16 protein-coding genes are annotated in these 17,083 nt (G+C 70.9%); 8 read left to right on the top strand and 8 right to left on the bottom strand.

Features of this window, described 5'->3' with window-relative positions; all coding sequences use genetic code 11:
- Positions 1–235 precede the first annotated feature (235 nt).
- The 3 genes from AC1DVZ_RS00880 to AC1DVZ_RS00890 all read left to right on the top strand — a co-directional run bounded on the left by AC1DVZ_RS00880 (position 236) and on the right by AC1DVZ_RS00890 (position 4,738).
- Positions 236–1,357, top strand: a complete 1,122-nt coding sequence (locus AC1DVZ_RS00880; protein WP_477616295.1) for a GuaB3 family IMP dehydrogenase-related protein — start codon at positions 236–238, stop codon at positions 1,355–1,357.
- A 64-nt stretch (positions 1,358–1,421) separates the two neighbouring features.
- Entirely contained in the window at positions 1,422–3,014 is a 1,593-nt protein-coding gene (locus AC1DVZ_RS00885; protein WP_477616296.1) for a succinic semialdehyde dehydrogenase, read from the top strand.
- On the top strand, positions 3,011–4,738 hold the full coding sequence (locus AC1DVZ_RS00890) for a GMC oxidoreductase (RefSeq protein ID WP_477616297.1): 1,728 nt from the start codon (positions 3,011–3,013) through the stop codon (positions 4,736–4,738). The genes AC1DVZ_RS00885 and AC1DVZ_RS00890 overlap by 4 nt, the downstream gene beginning before the upstream one ends.
- 159 nt (positions 4,739–4,897) lie before the next feature.
- On the opposite strand, the gene AC1DVZ_RS00895 is transcribed toward AC1DVZ_RS00890, so the two are convergent.
- Both AC1DVZ_RS00895 and AC1DVZ_RS00900 read right to left on the bottom strand, forming a co-directional pair.
- Positions 4,898–6,679 (bottom strand): ABC transporter ATP-binding protein, encoded by a 1,782-nt coding sequence (locus AC1DVZ_RS00895; protein WP_477616393.1) that lies wholly within the window; start codon positions 6,677–6,679, stop codon positions 4,898–4,900.
- A 38-nt stretch (positions 6,680–6,717) separates the two neighbouring features.
- The gene (locus AC1DVZ_RS00900) at positions 6,718–8,427 is read right to left on the bottom strand and encodes an ABC transporter ATP-binding protein (protein WP_477616298.1); all 1,710 of its coding nucleotides are present in this window, start codon (positions 8,425–8,427) and stop codon (positions 6,718–6,720) included.
- A 100-nt stretch (positions 8,428–8,527) separates the two neighbouring features.
- Here AC1DVZ_RS00900 and AC1DVZ_RS00905 point away from each other — a divergent pair, with 100 nt between their 5' ends.
- From AC1DVZ_RS00905 to AC1DVZ_RS00920, 4 genes are all read left to right on the top strand, one after another.
- A complete protein-coding gene (locus tag AC1DVZ_RS00905; protein ID WP_477616299.1) occupies positions 8,528–9,271 on the top strand; it encodes an SURF1 family protein in 744 nt (247 codons plus the stop codon).
- A complete protein-coding gene (locus AC1DVZ_RS00910; RefSeq protein ID WP_477616300.1) occupies positions 9,264–9,614 on the top strand; it encodes a DUF3817 domain-containing protein in 351 nt (116 codons plus the stop codon). The genes AC1DVZ_RS00905 and AC1DVZ_RS00910 overlap by 8 nt, the downstream gene beginning before the upstream one ends.
- Before the next feature lie 108 nt (positions 9,615–9,722).
- Positions 9,723–11,288: a glutamine-hydrolyzing GMP synthase gene (gene guaA, locus AC1DVZ_RS00915; protein ID WP_477616394.1), complete on the top strand. Its 1,566-nt coding sequence runs from the start codon at positions 9,723–9,725 to the stop codon at positions 11,286–11,288.
- Positions 11,289–11,291: 3 nt separating this feature from the next.
- On the top strand, positions 11,292–12,023 hold the full coding sequence (locus AC1DVZ_RS00920; protein ID WP_477616301.1) for a lysophospholipid acyltransferase family protein: 732 nt from the start codon (positions 11,292–11,294) through the stop codon (positions 12,021–12,023).
- A 193-nt stretch (positions 12,024–12,216) separates the two neighbouring features.
- On the opposite strand, the gene AC1DVZ_RS00925 is transcribed toward AC1DVZ_RS00920, so the two are convergent.
- Positions 12,217–12,591 carry a DivIVA domain-containing protein gene (locus AC1DVZ_RS00925; RefSeq protein WP_477616302.1) on the bottom strand — a complete coding sequence of 125 codons (375 nt, stop codon included), beginning with the start codon at positions 12,589–12,591 and terminating at the stop codon, positions 12,217–12,219.
- A 435-nt stretch (positions 12,592–13,026) separates the two neighbouring features.
- Between AC1DVZ_RS00925 and AC1DVZ_RS00930 the strand changes: the two genes are divergently transcribed.
- A complete protein-coding gene (locus AC1DVZ_RS00930) occupies positions 13,027–13,368 on the top strand; it encodes a hypothetical protein (protein ID WP_477616303.1) in 342 nt (113 codons plus the stop codon).
- Positions 13,369–13,371: 3 nt separating this feature from the next.
- On the opposite strand, the gene AC1DVZ_RS00935 is transcribed toward AC1DVZ_RS00930, so the two are convergent.
- Genes AC1DVZ_RS00935 through AC1DVZ_RS00955 form a run of 5 tightly spaced genes read right to left on the bottom strand, consistent with a single transcriptional unit; the run spans position 13,372 to position 17,081 of the window.
- Complete coding sequence (locus AC1DVZ_RS00935; RefSeq protein WP_477616304.1) at positions 13,372–13,980, bottom strand: hypothetical protein; 609 nt, start codon at positions 13,978–13,980, stop codon at positions 13,372–13,374.
- The gene (locus tag AC1DVZ_RS00940) at positions 13,977–14,822 is read right to left on the bottom strand and encodes a hypothetical protein (RefSeq protein WP_477616305.1); all 846 of its coding nucleotides are present in this window, start codon (positions 14,820–14,822) and stop codon (positions 13,977–13,979) included. The genes AC1DVZ_RS00935 and AC1DVZ_RS00940 overlap by 4 nt, the downstream gene beginning before the upstream one ends.
- Positions 14,819–15,700, bottom strand: coding sequence for an ATP-binding cassette domain-containing protein (locus tag AC1DVZ_RS00945; RefSeq protein ID WP_477616306.1), 882 nt, complete (start codon positions 15,698–15,700; stop codon positions 14,819–14,821). Before AC1DVZ_RS00945 ends, AC1DVZ_RS00940 begins: the two co-directional genes overlap by 4 nt.
- Positions 15,697–16,542 (bottom strand): zf-HC2 domain-containing protein, encoded by an 846-nt coding sequence (locus AC1DVZ_RS00950; protein WP_477616307.1) that lies wholly within the window; start codon positions 16,540–16,542, stop codon positions 15,697–15,699. The genes AC1DVZ_RS00945 and AC1DVZ_RS00950 overlap by 4 nt, the downstream gene beginning before the upstream one ends.
- Positions 16,539–17,081 (bottom strand): RNA polymerase sigma factor, encoded by a 543-nt coding sequence (locus AC1DVZ_RS00955; RefSeq protein WP_477616308.1) that lies wholly within the window; start codon positions 17,079–17,081, stop codon positions 16,539–16,541. The genes AC1DVZ_RS00950 and AC1DVZ_RS00955 overlap by 4 nt, the downstream gene beginning before the upstream one ends.
- Positions 17,082–17,083 lie beyond the last annotated feature (2 nt).

Here is a 17,083-nt window from a genome sequence, read left to right on the forward strand (position 1 = left end):
CAGGTATACGCAATCTGGCTGAGTCGCGGGGCGCGCGGGCAACCTAGGGTGACGACACGAGCGCTACAGCGTTTCGGGCAGGGGGGATCGCCAGGTACGTCGTTGCAACCGGCCGGCCACGGTCGCTGTGACGATAAAGGGCGTCCCGTCGCCGGCCGCCCCCTCACTCGGCGACGGGACGTCAAGCGCGCACCGATGTCGCACCACCGGTCTCGGCTCCCGATAGCCTTGCCCGGTGACTGAGATCGAGATCGGCCGAGGCAAGCGCGGCCGTCGGGCCTACTCCTTCGACGACATCGCGGTGGTGCCTTCGCGGCGCACCCGCGACCCGGAGGACGTGTCCGTCGGCTGGCAGATCGATGCCTACCACTTCGACATCCCGGTCATCGCGGCGCCGATGGACTCGGTGATGTCCCCCGACTCCGCCATCGCGCTCGGCAAGCTGGGCGGTCTGCCCGTGCTCGACCTCGAGGGTCTCTGGACCCGCTACGACGACCCGACCCCGCTGCTCGCCGAGATCGCCACGCTCGACCCGGCCCTGGCGACCGCGCGGATGCAGGAGATCTACTCGGCCGAGATCCAGCCCGAGCTGATCACCGAGCGGCTGCGCCAGGTGCGCGAAGCCGGGGTGACGGCAGCCGGAGCGCTCAGCCCGCAGCGCACCCAGCAGTTCTGGAAGACCGTCGTCGACGCGGGGGCCGACCTGTTCGTCATCCGCGGCACGACCGTCAGCGCCGAGCACGTGTCCGGCCGCGCCGAACCCCTCAACCTCAAGCGGTTCATCTACGAGCTCGACGTCCCCGTCATCGTCGGCGGGGCCGCGTCCTACACCGCGGCGCTGCACCTCATGCGCACCGGTGCCGCCGGTGTCCTCGTGGGCTTCGGCGGGGGAGCGGCGCACACCACGCGACGCACGCTCGGCATCCACGCGCCGATGGCGAGCGCGATCGCCGACGTTGCAGCGGCCCGCCGCGACTACCTCGACGAGTCGGGTGGCCGCTACGTCCACGTCATCGCCGACGGCGGCATGGGGGACAGCGGCGACATCGTCAAGGCGGTGGCCTGCGGCGCCGACGCCGTGATGCTCGGAGCTGCGCTCGCGCGCGCCACCGACGCCCCTGGCCGCGGGCACCACTGGGGATCCGAGGCACACCACCCCGAGCTGCCACGTGGCGAGCGCGTCGAGGTCGGAGCCCTCGCGCCCCTCGAGCAGATCCTGTTCGGCCCGGGTCGCACCGCCGACGGCAAGAGCAACCTCATCGGGGCGCTGCGCCGGGCGATGGCCACGACCGGGTACTCCGACCTCAAGGAGTTCCAGCGGGTCGAGGTCGTCGTCGCCCCCTACCAGCGCAGCTGAGCATGTGGGCAAGGTCGCCAACTTACTGCTGGTAACCAAGGCCCTCCGGACCTAGGCTGCGTGCATGGCTCCGGACCTCATCGCCGACCCCGAGACCGACCCCACCGCGACGTATGCCGTGGACCCGGCGCTCGCCCGACGGCTCGCTCGCCGGGTGGTCGCGGCCCCACGGGCAGCGCAGTTCGTGAGCCACACACCGCTGACCGGGGCGCCGCTGGCGTCGCTGCCGGTGTCGACGCGTGAGGACGTCGCCGTGGCGGTCGACGCCGCGCGGTCGGCCCAGCGGTCGTGGTCGCGCACGCCGATGGAGCTGCGCGAACGGATCTTCCTGCGCTACCACGACCTCGTCCTCGAGCGACAGGTCGAGCTGCTCGACATCGTCCAGCTCGAGTCGGGCAAGACCCGTCGCCAGGCGTTCGAAGAGGTCGCCGACGTCGCCCTCGTGGCGCGGCACTACGCCCGCTCCGCGGCGGCATACCTGCGTCCGCGGCGCCGGGCAGGGCTCTTCCCCGTGCTCACCCAGAGCACCGTCCACCACCACGCGCGGGGGGTCGTGGGCATCGTCAGCCCATGGAACTACCCGCTGTCGCTCGCGATCACCGACGCGATCCCCGCACTCATGGCCGGCAACGCCGTCGTGCTGCGGCCCGACCAACAGGCGTCGCTCACGGCGCTCCACGCCGCGCAGCTGCTGACCGAGGCGGGGCTGCCCGAGTCGGTGCTGCAGGTCGTCCTCGGCGACGGCCCCACCGTCGGACAGGCGGTCGTCGACCTCGCCGACTACGTCTGCTACACCGGCTCGACCGAGACCGGTCGTCAGGTCGCGACCTCGGTCGCCGGTCGCCTCGTCGGCTACTCCCTCGAGCTGGGCGGCAAGAACTCGATGTACGTCGCGGACGACGCGGACCTCGACAGGGCCGTGGACGGTGCGGTCCGTGCCTGCTTCTCGTCGGCCGGGCAGCTGTGCATCTCGATCGAAAGACTCCTCGTGCACGAGTCGGTGGCCGACGAGTTCACCCGCAGGTTCGTCGCGGCGGTCGGAGAGATGCGGCTGGGGGCGGAGCTCGCCTACGGCACCGACATGGGTTCGCTCGTCTCCGCCCAGCAGCTCGAACGGGTGGCCGCCCACGTCGACGACGCCCGCTCCAAGGGGGCTCGGGTGCTCGCCGGCGGCCGGGCCCGCCCCGAGATCGGCCCGTACTTCTACGAGCCCACCGTGATCGAGGGCGTCACCGCCGCGATGCTGCTGCGCGACGACGAGACGTTCGGCCCCGTCGTGGCGCTCTACCGCGTGCACAGTGACGAGGAGGCGATCCGGCTCGCCAACGACACCGACTACGGACTCAACGCCGCCGTCTTCACCCGCGACGTGGCGCGGGGACGCCGCATCGCGACCGCGATCCAGGCCGGCACCGTCAACATCAACGAGGGGTATGCCGCGGCGTGGGGGAGCGTGGCGTCCCCCATGGGTGGGATGAAGCAGTCCGGCGTCGGTCGCCGCCACGGCAGCGAGGGGATCCTCAAGTACACCGAGTCGCAGAACGTCACCGCGCAGTACGTCCTGCCGATCGCGCCGGTCGGCGGCATGGGCGAGGAGACCTACGCCCGGCTGATGACGAGCGCGCTCACGGTGCTCAAGGCCCTGGGTCGTCGATGAAGGCTGGGTCGTCGGTGACCCCGAGCGCGCCGCGCAGCGACCACGACGTCGTCGTCGTCGGGTCGGGATTCGGTGGGTCGGTCGCCGCGCTGCGGCTGGCTGAGAAGGGCTACCGGGTCCACGTCATCGAGTCGGGCAGGCGGTTCCGCGACGAGGACTTCGCCAGGACGTCGTGGGACGTGCGCAAGTACCTCTGGGCGCCCAGGCTGAAATGCTTTGGGGTACAACGGATCCACCGGCTCCCGGACGTGATGGTGCTGGCCGGCGCCGGGGTCGGCGGCGGTTCCCTGAACTATGCGAACACGCTCTACGTACCGCCCGCATCGTTCTTCGCCGACCAGCAGTGGAGCGACCTCACCGACTGGCAGTCCGAGCTCGCGCCGCACTACGACCTGGCGTCGACCATGCTCGGCGTGGTCACCACTCCGTGCCATGGCGTCGTCGACGACGTGATGCGCCTGGCCGCGCGCGACATGGGCGTCGAGGACACCTTCCGCAAGACACCCACCGGCGTCTTCTACGGCATGCCCGGCACCCGCGTCCCCGACCCCTACTTCGGCGGCGCGGGTCCTGACCGCACCGGGTGCACGGAGTGCGGCAACTGCATGGTCGGCTGCCGCGTCGGCGCCAAGAACACTCTCGTCAAGAACTACCTCGCCCTCGCGGAGCGGCTCGGGGTCACCATCGAGCCGATGCGCACCGTCGTCAGCGTGGCGCCGCGCCGCGGCGGAGGGTATGCCGTGACGCACGAGGCGAGCGGCGCCTGGTTCCGGCGGGCGCGGCATACCGTCACTGCGGACCAGGTGGTCCTCGCCGGTGGCACGTGGGGCACCCAGAAGCTCCTTCACGCCATGCGCCAGACGGGAGTGCTGCCGCGGCTGTCAGATCGGCTGGGGCACCTCACCCGCACGAACTCCGAGGCCGTCAACGGCGTGATGATGACGAAGGTCAAGCCGGGGATGGACCTGTCCAAGGGTGTGGCCATCACGTCGTCGTTCCACCCGGCTGCAGACACCCACGTCGAGAACGTGCGCTACGGCAAGGGCTCCAACGCGATGGGGCTCATGGCGACGGTGCTCGTCCCCGGAGGACAGCTGCCGCGGCCGGTCCAGTTCGTCGTCGAGGTGGTCAGGCACCCGGCCACGTTCCTGAGGTCCCTGTCGCAGTACCGCTGGAGCGAGCGCACCGTCATCGGCCTCATCATGCAGACCCGCGACAACTCATTGCAGGTGAAGGGTAGGTCGGGGCTGCTCGGTGGTCGGGGGCTGACCTCGCGTCAGGGGCATGGCGAGCCCAACCCGACCTACATCCCGGCCGGGCAGGAGGCGATGAAGGCCGTCGCCGCCCGCCTCAGCGAAGCCAGCGGGCTGCGCTCGTTCCCCGGCAGCAGCCTCGGCGAGATCGTCAACATCCCGCTCACCGCGCACTTCCTCGGAGGCGTGACGATCGGCTCCAGCCCGGAGCGCGGCGTCATCGACGGGTACCACCGGGTGTGGGGCTACCCGGACCTGCACGTCGTCGACGGGTCTGCGGTGTCCGCGAACCTCGGGGTCAACCCGTCGCTCACCATCACTGCGCAGGCCGAGCGCGCGATGTCGCTGTGGCCCAACAAGGGCGAGGCCGACCCGCGTCCCCCACAGGGTGAGGGTTACCGCCGCCTCGAGGTCGTGGAGGCCGCCAACCCCGCCGTCACCCGCTACACCCACGAGAGCGCGAAGGTCTGACGGGCGAAGATCTGACGGGCGCACGTCGGACCGCAAAGACGGCGGGCGACACAAACCCCTGCCTTGTGCCGACCACCGTCTCAGGTGGTGTGGCTGGAGACGAGCCGGGGGGTGGGTCTCCAGCCACACCACCCAGACAACGACCCGGATGACCTGGGGTTACGCGGGCCCCAGAGTTTTCTGCGAGGCCCGGTCTGCGACGCCCGCGACGCCGGACGCGGTGGTCGGCTGGTCGCGCCACGAAGCCCACAACGCGGCATACGGACCATCGGCGGCGACCAGCTCGTCGTGGGTGCCGATCTCGCTGACCACACCGTCCTCGACCACGGYGACCCGGTCGGCGTCGTGCGCGGTGTGCAGCCGGTGCGCGATCGCGACCACCGTGCGGCCCTCGACCACGGCCGCCAGCGAGCGCTCGAGGTGGCGGGCGGCGCGCGGGTCGAGCAGCGATGTCGCCTCGTCGAGCACGAGGGTGTGCGGGTCGGCGAGGACGAGGCGGGCGAGGGCGACCTGTTGCGACTGGGCCTCCCCGAGGGTGTGCCCACCGCTGCCCACGACGGTGTCGAGGCCCTCGGGCAGGTCGGCGGCCCACTCGTGGGCGTCGACGGCCCGCAGGGCTTCGTCGAGCTCGTCGCGGGAGGCGCCGGGCCGGGCCAGCAGGAGGTTGTCGGCGAGCGTGCCCACGAACACGTGGTGCTCCTGCGTGACGAGCGCGACCTCACCGCGCAGCCGGCCGAGGGTGAGGTCGACCAGCGGCACGCCGCCCACCTCGACGCTGCCCTCGCGCGGACCGTCGATGCCGGCCATCAGGCGGCCGAGCGTCGACTTGCCCGCGCCCGACGGACCGACGATGGCGAGGCGTTCGCCCGGTCGCAGGTCCAGCGAGACACCGCGCAGCACGTCGTGCCCGGGACGGTAGGCGTAGCGCACGTCGTCGACCGAGAGGTCGGAACCTTCCGGCTGCTCCCCGGTGGCGACGCGGTCCGGTGGCACGTCGCCCACCCCGATCACCCGGGCCAGGGACGTCGCACCCACCTGGATCTCGTCGAGCCAGCCGAGCACCTCGTCGAGCGGGTTGGTCATCTGGTGGATGTAGAGCGTCACGGCCGTGGCCGCCCCGGCGCTGATGTGGCCGTTGATGGCCAGCCAGCCGCCCCAGAGCACCGCGCCGGCGGTCGGGACGTAGTAGCCGAAGACCACGGCCGGGAACCAGTGCAGCCGCAGGCCCAGGGTGTAGCGCTCCGCGTTGAAGCACTCGCGCAGCGCCTCGTGGAACCGCGCCCGGCGCGTGTCGGTGAGCGACAGCGCGTCGATGGTGCGGGCTCCGTCGACGGTCTCCGCGATGACACCGTTGAGCTGGGCGTAGGTCGCCCGCTCCCACAGGTAGCCGTCCGAGGCGTGCCGCAGGTAGCGCCTGGTCGAGAACCAGTAGAACGGCAGGCCGAGCAGGATCGGCAGGGTGGCCAACGGCGAGGTGAACAGGGCTGCCACCGTCGTCATCAGCACCGTCATCGACGCGACGAACAGCGACGGGATCCCGAACCGCACGACGTGGGACAGCGCCTCGACGTCGTTGGTGGTCCGGGCGACCAGGTCGCCCGTGCCGGCGCGCTCGACGGTCGACAGGGGCAGGTTGACCGCTCGCCCGACGAACTGCTCGCGCAGCTGGGCGAAGATCGTCTCGCCGAGGATGAACGACCACCGCCGGGCCGCCCAGGTCAGCGCCGTCTGGGCGACGACCGCGGCGGCGAGGCCGATCGCGATCTTGTCGACGGTGCCGGTGTCGCCGCGGTGCCCGCTGACGATGTCGACGAGCCGTCCGACCAGCCAGGGCGCGGCGAGGGCGGCGAGCGCGGCGAGGGCGTGCAGCCCCAGGACGCGCGTGACCAGGCCTCGGTGCTCGCGCACCAGTCCGCGGGTGTGCTGCCAGACGCCGGCCATGTCGGCGATCGGCAGCGTGCGACGGGCGTGGTCGGTGATCACTGGTCGTCCTCCTCTCCGCGGATCACGATGTGTCGGTATGCGGGGTGGGCCAGCAGCTCGCGGTGCGTGCCGGTGGCCGCGACGAGCCCGTCCTCGAGGAGCACGACGTCGTCGGCCTGCCCGAGCAGGAGAGGGCTGACGGTGGTGACCACGGTCGTGCGCCCGCGACGGTGCGCGGCGAGGCGTACCGCGATCCTGGCCTCGGTGTGGGTGTCGACCGCGCTGGTCGGCTCCACCAGCACGAGGACCGGCGCCTCGGTGAGCAGGGCCCGCGACAGGGCGAGCCGCTGCCGCTGACCGCCCGAGTAGGAGCGGCCGCGCTCCTCGACGGTGCCGTCGAGACCGTCCGGGACGGCATCCAGCACGTCGAGAGCGCTCGCGGTCGTGAGGGCTGCCACGACCTCGCGGTCGGAGTCGCCTCCGAGCTGCTCGCGCAGGACTCCGGTGAACAGCCGCGGGTCGGGCTCGCTGACGACGATGTGACGGCGCACGTCGGCGATCGACAGGTCGTCGAGCCGGGTGCCGCCCCACGTCGTCTGGTGCGGGCCCGGACCGTGCCGACCCAGCCGGTCGGCCACGGCGGCCGACTCCTCGGGTCGCGCCGAGACGATGGCCGTCAGCAGCCCGCCGCGGACCACGGTGCCGGACAAGGGGTCCACGAGGTCGGCGTCGTCGGCGGGCACGGCGGCGCTTCCGGGTCGAGAGGCATCGTGGTCGGGCTGGACCGCCATGACCCGCAGCATCTTGCCGGCCGCGATCTGTGCCCGGATGCCGCGGTCGACCACCTCGATGGCGGTCTGCAGCGGCATGGTGAGGAACGCGGTGTAGCCGTAGAACGCGACGAGCTGGCCGGCCGTGATGTCGCCGGTGACCGCCTCACGAGCGCCCAGCCAGGTCACGAGGACCACGAAGATGCCGGGGATGAGCACCTCTGCCGAGTCCAGCGCCGCCTGGATGCCTGCCACCTGGAAGCCGCGCTCTCGGACCCTGGCGGACTGCTGCTCGTAGCGGCGCAGGAAGGTCTGCTCGCCGCCGATGCCGCGCAGCACCCGCAGTCCGGCGACCGTGTCGGCGCCGAGCGTGGTCAGCTTGCCGGCTTCCTCGCGCTGCCTGGCCTGACGTCGCTGGAGGGGCCGCACGATGAGGCTGAGGCTGGCCAGCATGACCGGGCCACCGAGCAGCACCAGCCAGCCGAGCGCAGGGGAGGCCGCGAGCAGGATCGCTCCCACGACGGCGTAGCTGACGACGGCGCCCGAGAACCGACCCATCACGTCGTAGAGCCCGCCGAGACGCATCACGTCGTTGGCGAAGACCGCGACCACCTCGCCCGAGGGCATGGTCCGGGTCAGCGCCGGCCCGGCCCGCTCGGCGCCCTGGGCGGTGAGCTGCGCACCCCGGTAGGACGCGAACAACCAGTTGTAGACGGCGAAGTAGTGCCGGATCRCCGCCGTGACCGCGCAGACCGCTCCGAGCCCGATCAGGACGAGCGACCAGCGGACCAGGCCACCGAGGTCACCCGGGACGATGCCGTCGTCGACGCCCTTGCCGACCGCGGCGGGCACCAGCGCGATCGCCAGCATCCACGCCATGCCGGCCAGCATCCCGAGCACCTGGGTGCGCCACTGCTGCCGACCGACCCAGAGCATGAACCGCATCGTGCTGCGGGTGTCGGGTCGGCCCGGGTCGGGGAACGGGATGGTCTGCATCAGGGTCCCCACCGTAGGCCGCGGCGCCGACGCTCCGACACCGATTTTCCGTCCGCCCGGTCGGTCCTCGACGACTCCGGGCGTCCCGTAGCCTGACCCGGTGCTGCGAACCGCCCTCAAGCCCCGGTGGCTGGGCCTGTTCGCCCTCCTGCTCGTCATCATCGCCGCCTGCACCCAGCTCGGGCTCTGGCAGCTGCACGTGGCCCAGGACAAGGGCCTCGCCGACGCCCTGCGCAAGGCACACGAGGCGCGTCCGGCCCTCATCGACAGCGTCGTCCACCCGCACCAGGCCTTCCCGAACCCCCAGTCCAACCGTGCGGTCACCGCGATCGGCACGTATGCCGCGGCCGACCAGTTCCTCGTCGGTCCCCGCCGGCTCGGGGGACGGACCGGCTACTGGGTCGTGACGCCGCTCGACGTCACCGAGACCGGCGCCCGGCTCGCGGTGGTGCGCGGCTTCGTCCCCGACGTCACCCAGCCGCTCGAGCCACCGACGGGCGCGGTCACCGTCGACGGTTCGCTGGCGCCGGGGGAGGCACCGGCCTCGGCGCCGACCGGTGTGCCGCCCTGGCCGCGACCCGCGCGCGGGTCGATCGACTTCTCGCTGCTCGTCAACGAGTGGCCCGGCGAGCTCTACAACGCGTTCGTCTTCGCCCAGACGGAGAGAGCCCCCAGCGGCGTCGCGATCTCGGCCCCAGCCGGGCTCGAGAGGGTGCCGCCACCAGAGGTGACGGGCGGGCTGAAGTGGCGCAACGCGGCATACGCGCTGCAGTGGTGGATCTTCGGCGGCTTTGCCGCGTTCATGTGGTTCAGGATGGTGCGAGAGGATGCCCAGCGTGAGTGAGACCCGTGTGAGTGAGATCAAGGACGTCGAGGCGGCCCGCAAGGCCCTCGGCTTCTTCAAGGTGATGGCGTTCGTCGTGGGCACGGGGCTGTTGATCCTCGTCGCCGAGATGATCCTCAAGTACGGCTTCTCCAAGGACTGGCTCGACTGGTGGCCGCAGCCGCACGGGTTCATCTACATCGTCTACCTGGTCGCCACGGCGAACCTCGGTTTCAAGGTGGGCTGGTCGCTCGGTCGGATGGTGCTGGTCATGCTCGCCGGCGTCGTGCCGTTCCTGTCGTTCTGGGCCGAGCGCGTGGTCGCGAGTGAGACCGAGGCGCGGCTGGCAGCAGCCCGCCGGTAACCTGTGCGCGTGAGCGACCCCGCAGCCGCCGACGTGGTGACCCAGGCCCAGGACGACGACCGGGTCGAGGCACCCGACGCTGAACGCTCGGAGGAGCCGGCCACGCCCCTGCAGGCGCGCCCGGTGCTCGTCGTCGACTTCGGCGCGCAGTACGCCCAGCTGATCGCGCGGCGCGTGCGCGAGGCGAAGATCTACAGCGAGGTCGTGCCGCACACCATGAGCACGGCCGAGATGCTGGCCAAGGACCCGGCGGCCATCGTGCTCTCGGGGGGCCCATCTTCCGTGTATGCCGATGGCGCACCTGGTCTCGACCGAGCCGTGCTCGAGGCCGGGGTGCCGGTGTTCGGCATGTGTTACGGCTTCCAGGCGATGTCCCAGGCGCTCGGCGGCACCGTGGCCCACACGGGGCTGGGGGAGTACGGCGCGACGCCGGCCGAGATCTCCGACACCGAGTCGACGCTCTTCAACGGCCAGCCCCTGGAGCAGTCGGTCTGGATGAGCCACGGCGACTCGGTCACCGAGGCGCCCGCCGGCATGGCGGTCACCGCCTCCACTGCCGGCGCGCCCGTCGCTGCGATCGAGGACGACTCGCGCAGGCTCTACGGCGTGCAGTGGCATCCCGAGGTGATGCACTCGACCTTTGGGCAGCGAGTGCTCGAGAACTTCCTCTACCGCGGCGCGGGGCTCTCGGGAGACTGGACTGCCGCGAACGTCGTCGAGGAGCTCGTCGAGTCGATCCGCGACAAGGTCGGCGACTCGCGTGTGCTGTGCGCCCTGTCCGGTGGCGTCGACTCGTCGGTGGCCGCGGCCCTGGTGCAGAAGGCCGTGGGCGACCAGCTCACCTGCGTCTTCGTCGACCACGGGCTGCTGCGCTCCGGTGAGGCCGAGCAGGTCGAGAAGGAGTTCGTGGCGGCCACGGGTGTCGACCTGGTCGTCGTCGACGCGCGCGAGCGCTTCCTGTCCGCGCTCGCCGGGGTGTCCGACCCGGAGGAGAAGCGCAAGATCATCGGGCGTGAGTTCATCCGGGTGTTCGAGCAGGCGGCGCGCGACGTCGTCGGCACGCGCGGGGACTCCGAGCACCCCGTGGAGTTCCTCGTGCAGGGGACGCTGTACCCCGACGTCGTCGAGTCCGGTGGGGGCACCGGCGCGGCCAACATCAAGTCGCACCACAACGTCGGGGGGCTCCCCGAGGACCTGCAGTTCAAGCTCGTCGAGCCGCTGCGGTCGCTGTTCAAGGACGAGGTCCGCCAGGTCGGGCTCGAGCTCGGGGTGCCGGAGGCGATCGTCTGGCGCCAGCCGTTCCCCGGTCCCGGACTCGGCATCCGGATCGTCGGCTCGGTGACCGCCGAACGGCTCGACATCTTGCGCGCGGCGGACGCCATTGCCCGTGAGGAGCTCTCAGCGGCAGCGCTCGACCGTGACATCTGGCAGTGCCCCGTGGTGCTGCTCGCCGACGTGAGATCCGTTGGGGTGCAAGGCGATGGGCGCACCTATGGTCACCCCGTCGTGCTGCGTCCGGTGTCGTCCGAAGATGCCATGACCGCCGACTGGACCCGAGTGCCCTACGACGTGCTGGCCAAGATCTCGACCCGGATCACCAACGAGGTCCGCGAGGTCAACCGGGTCGTGCTCGACATCACGAGCAAGCCGCCGGGCACCATCGAGTGGGAGTAGTGCGTGCGGCCAGGTAGGGCGCGTGGTCTGAGCACGGCCAGCGTCAACGACGCGGTGAGCCGGGCCGTGATGCGCTACGTCCTGATCGGGCCGCCGCTCAAGCTGCTGACCGGCCTGCACGTCGAGGGCCGCGAGAACGTCCCCCGCGATGGCAGCCTCATCGTCGCGTCGAACCACCTGTCGTTCATCGACTCCATCGTCATCCCGCTGGCCTCCGGTCGGCAGGTCCACTTCCTCGGCAAGGCCGAGTACTTCCAGGGCTCCGGGTTGCGTGGGGCTGCGGTGCGGTGGTTCCACTCCACCGCAGGGACGATCCCGGTGGACCGTTCCGACCCGCGGGCGGCAGCTGCGTCGCTGGAGATGTCGGAGGACGTGCTGCGCCAGGGGGAGGCGTTCGGCGTCTACCCCGAAGGCACCCGCTCACCCGACGGCCGCCTGCACCGCGGCCGCACCGGTGTCGCGCGGATGGCGCTCTCGACGGGGGCAACGTTGTTGCCGTGCGCCGTGATCGGCACCGACCACGTCCAGCCGTCGGGGTCCAACGGCTTCCGTCCCGCGAAGGTCACGGTCAAGTTCGGTGTGCCGGTGGATGTGGCGGGCTTGTCCGCTCAGTTCCAGAAAGCGGCCCTGTTGCGGGCGATCACGGACGCCACCATGGACGCGATCGGTGAGCTGTCGGGGCAGGAGCGTTCCGGCCTCTACGCCTCCGACGTCAAGGCGTCCCTGGGCGGCTGAGCCCTCCGACTGGTCCCCGCGATGCTCCTACCTGGGCGGGCGACCCACCCTGACGGTCCGACGCCGGAACGAGGCCGCTGGAGGCCGTGCGCCTCGTTCGACATCGGGTCGGTACTTCAACCAGCAATGGGTGGGCGATCACACCGAGGAGTGGTTCCGCGGCCGCGGGCCGCCCCCAGGTGTAGTGACCTAGTCAGGGGCGTGGGTCTCCACGGAGCCAGCGAAGGGCCCGCTGACCAAGCCCTTCCGGCTCGGCCCCTACCAGGGATGCCAGGGCCTGCGGATCGGGCCGACCGCCCTGCTCGTAGTAGTGCAAGGCCTCGTTCACCTGGTCGAGGAAGTCGTCGACTTCCCCCTGGTCGTACCCGCGACGGAACTTCGTTGACGTGAAGCGGTGACCTTGGGTCGGCGGGGCCGGCGCCTGAAGGCCCGGTCGACCGCCCTGCTCGTAGTAGCGCAGGGCCGCAACGACCTTGTCCAGCAAGTCGTCGACCTCGCGCTCGTCATACCCGGTGTGGAACTGCGTGGGTGTGAGCGTCTTGCTCATGACGTCCTTCGAGGTGAGCATTCGCCCATCATGCGCCCCAGAGGGGCGATGGCTGGGAAGATGGCGCGGCGCCGCGGACGTGTTGGGACCGGCCGGCATACCTCCATGTCCGTGATGGGGATGACGCGCGGATGGGGCCGGTCGCAGGACCGGCCCCCGTTGAGATGTGCGTTGCGAGCGGTCAGCTGGCCGCGATGGAGACCGAGGCGGTTGAGACACTGCCCCCGAGGATGGGCTCACAAAAGCGGACGAGCACGAGGGCCGGTTCGCCGTGACGTTCGGGACCGCCCCCGGCGAGTTGTAGCCCGGCTGGTTGACGGTCAAGACCGCCGTGCCGAAGCCCGTCCTCCCGGTGATCCGCCAGGCGTCCGCGCAGGCTGCATTGATGCCGACAGCAGGCACCTGCTCCATCTCCACCGACGTTGCCACTGCACTCCAGCGGTCAGACAATGAGGCATGACCCGGCGAAGGCTCACTGACATCCTGGCGGTGGGCTTGGGAGGGCTGTACGTCGTCGCGGGTCTCGCGGAGACGACGCGCGCGATCGTCACCGGGGACGGAGGGATCGCGTTCTGGTTCGGATCCCTCGTCGGTGGCGGCGTCCTGATCTTGGTCGGAACCCTGGCTCTCCGTCATCGCCCACGGCTGTGCGCTCTCCTCGTCACAACGGGCTGCCTTGCCGGTGTTCTCGCGACCATGTGGACGCTCGTGGTTCCGCTGATCGCCCTTGCTGTCGTCGTCCTGGTGGTCCTGAGGACCAACGAGGATGTCGATCGGTTGCAGACCTCGCCCGACTGACCTTCAGCTGCGAGACGTGGTCGCGCGGGCGAGTGAGCTCCGCACCAGCACCACGGCCGATGCGGCTGTCGCCGCCCCCCACCAACCGGCGCCGAGCGCTCGGCTGGGCCGTCCGGTGACGAGCAGATCCACCGGCAAGGCGGACTGGCCGAACAACGCACCGAGGACAGCCAGGGCCAACAGGGCCGCTACGAGGTTCCCGGGCTCTGGCTCGCCGAGTCTGAAGAAGGTGGCTGCCAGCGCCACTGCAAATCCCACCAGACCCAGTGTCTCCCAGGCGAGCAGCCCCAGCGGAAGCGACGGCGACCGCGAACTCAGAACGGCACCCACCGCGGTCAGTGCAAGCGCGGTCACCCCCAATCCTGGAAGCAGTGTTCGTAGTCGGCGGTTCAGCAGCGTCCTGGGCACCACGGCAGTCGCCTCGGCGGCGGGGTCGTCGAGAAGGTACGCCGTCCCCGCGGCCAGCACGACGACCACGAGGTGGGCCAGGAAGACCGGCACCTCGCCACCGCGTAGCAGCAGCGTCGAGGTGAGCGTGAGGATCAGGGCGGCTGCGCCGCAGGCGGTTGGCATGGCCAGGGGCAGGAGCCACCTGGCCGACCCGCGGGTCACGACACGGCCACGAGGACAAAGGCGACGCCGACCACGGCGAGGCCTGCGCCAGCCGCGAGCAGCCGGGCACGGTGCCCGGGGTCGCGCAGCAGGGCGGCAACGCCGGCCAACCCGCACAGGCACGCGGCATAGCCACACCACCACAGCGGCGCCACCGTGTCGATGATCGACGAGGTTTGGTACTCCCCGCCCACCACGTGGCCATCACTGAAGATCACCCAGGGCGAGAAGGCGTACCACGGGCTGGGCACCACCTGAGCGAGGACCGCCACCGAGGTCAGCACGATCATCCCCAGCAGGGCCGACCCGCGGAACGGTGCCCATCGGGCGACCGCCACCCCGAGCAGGGGACCGCCGAGCGCAGCCAGCACGACGTCGCCGATCAGCACCCCCCAGACGGCGGAGTCCGGCTCGTACCCGAACCAGGCCACGTGGCCGCCGGGCAGGGTGGGTGGCCAGACCGAGGCTGCAGCCACCTGCGCCAGGACGACGAATGCGCCGGTCGCCATCGGCAGCAGGCAGGCGAGGCACAGCGCCACCGTCCGTCGCTGGCTGGTGACGGGGGCTGTCTCCGCCAGATCGGCGGTCCGGCGCAACGACGTGGTCAGCCGGTGGGCGACCACGAAGCCGAAGACCCCCAGCAGGAAGGCAGGGGCCAGGGTCTCCTCGATCCCGATCCTGGTCGGGTGCTGGGTGACGACGCCTCGCGCAAGGGAGAACAGCAGGACGCCAGTGGCAAGCAGGTAGAGCGGGTGCCGGGCGTAGCGCAGCGCGTCGGCGCTGGCGAGCGTCAGCAGTGACTCGGACTGCTTCCGGACCGGGTGTGCCGTAGTGGTGGTCATGACGCACCCTCCAGTACGGTCTCGAGGGCGCGGTCGCCCACGAGGAGCAGGTACGCGTCCTCCAGCGTGGGCTCGGCCGGCACGGCACCCGGCGGCCGTTCACCCACGTAGCGCCACCGGCCGGTGCCGGTCCGCCAGGAGTGTGAGGCCCCGGGATCACGCGTGTCCGCCAACCAGACCCGTCCGTCAGCTCGTGACACCAGCGCGGCGACGGAACCGTCGAAGTGAACGCGACCCGCGTCGATCACGACGACACGTCCACAGACAGCTGCCACGTCCTCGGTCTGGTGCGTGGAGAGGACAACGGTCGCCGTCTCGCCCGCCGTCGACAGGATGTCGCGAAGCCTGGCCCGCTGCTGAGGATCGAGACCGGTCGTGGGTTCGTCGAGCACCAGGAACCGGGGTTCGCCGAGCAGCGCCTGAGCCAGGAGCAGCCGTCGCCGCTGACCCCCGGACAGGGCGTGGACGCGCTTGGTGCCCACGTCCTCCAGCCCGACCTGGCCCAGCACGCGTCGCACCTCGGCGTGACGGGTCGCTCGATCGGTCCACTCCTTGAGGATGGCGAAGTAGTCGATGAACCCGAAGGCGGTGAAGCCACGGGGGAAACCGGCCTCTTGAGGTAGATAGCCGAGGTGGCGGCGAATCGCCAAGCGGCCGGACGGGGCGTTGGGGTCGTTGCCCAGCACGTTCACGCGTCCGCTCTCGGGGGCGAGGGCGGTGGCAAGGATCCGGAGGAGGGTGGTCTTGCCGGCGCCGTTGGGGCCGAGCAGCCCGGTGATGCCGGGCTCGAAACCCAGACTGATGCCGTCGAGAGCCACGGTGCGCCCGAAACGCTTTCCCACGCCGGTGAGCTCGACGGTCTGTGTGCGTGCATTCATGACTGCCTCCTCGGCAGGTCGATGAGGTGGAACCTCGTGACGAGCACAGAGGCCGAGACGAGAAGGAGCGCCGTGCAGACCCACTGACTCGTCGCGCCGACCACTGCCAGCGGATCGCCCTGGCTCTTGGCAGTGGCCACGGTGAACAAGGTCCAGACAACGCCGACGATGGTGCCCGAGCTGGTGAGACCAACGGAGGGCGAGAGCGCCAGGGTGACCGCGACGCAGGCGGCTGCCGGAGTGAGCCAGGCAAGGAACAGCCAGTCCGGTCCGGGGATCAGGAGCCCAACGAGGGCGGCGATCGGTACGCACGTGGCAACCACGGCAGCCGTTCGCAGCAGCAGCAAGCGGACGGAGGAGAAGGGCGTGGTGCCGACGATCTCCTGGCTGGGATCGGCGTCGCCGCCAAATGCCATCGCCACACCCGCCACCGGAGCCAGCGGCGCCGCCAGCAGGAAGACGGCCAGACCCCGATCACCGCCGAAAGTGGCCGCGACACCAGCGAAGAGGAGCACCACGAGGACGCCGATGAGCCAACTGGCCCGCAGGGAGGGGACCGCGGAAAGCAGTCGCACCTGCTCGGACCGGAAGCCGAGCCGCCCGAGAAACCCCTCGACGACCCCGGATGGAGCGGGTTCGATGGTGTCACGGACACCCGTCCACACGCGCTCCAGGTCTTCCTCCACCCGGTCGAACTCCACGGCGTTCAGCGCCGTCCGGCAGCCGTCGCACCCCATCACGTGCGCCTCGATGGAGGCTGCCAGCACCGGGCCCAGGCGGCCCTCCACCAACGCCCGCAAAGCGTCCGAGTCGACATGCCAGGCCCCACGGTCGGTAGTCATCCCAGTTCCTCCCTCAGCCTGGTCCGCGCTCGGGCGAGGCGTGTCTTCACGGTCCCCTGCGGGATCCCCAACAGCTGTGCGGCTTCCCGGGTGGTCAGCCCGTCCAGCACCGTGGCTTGGAGTACCACCTGCAGCTCAGGCGAGATCCGGGCCAGCGCGCTCCCGACATCGGAGTACTCGATGGCCAACAGCACCTGCTCCTCGGCGGACTCGTCCACGGCGTCGTGCGGCAGCAACGCCGGTCCGAGCCGTGGTCCGCGGGCGCTTCTGGTTCGTAGGCGACTGATCAAGCGGTGGACCGCGATTCCCCACAACCAGGCGGCCACCTCGCCCTCGGCGCGGAACTTCCCGGCGGCGTCCCAGGCTGCCACGAATGTGTCCTGCAGGGCGTCGGCCACGACCTCGCTGTCGACACAGCGCCGACGCAGCCGACTCGAGATCCAGCCCGCGTGCCGCTCGTAGAGCAGTCGGAGCGCACCCTCGTCCCGCTCGGACATGGCGGCGACGAGGTCGACGTCCGAAGGGAGGGTTGTTGCCATAC

This window comes from Pedococcus sp. P2_E5 (assembly GCF_056403895.1).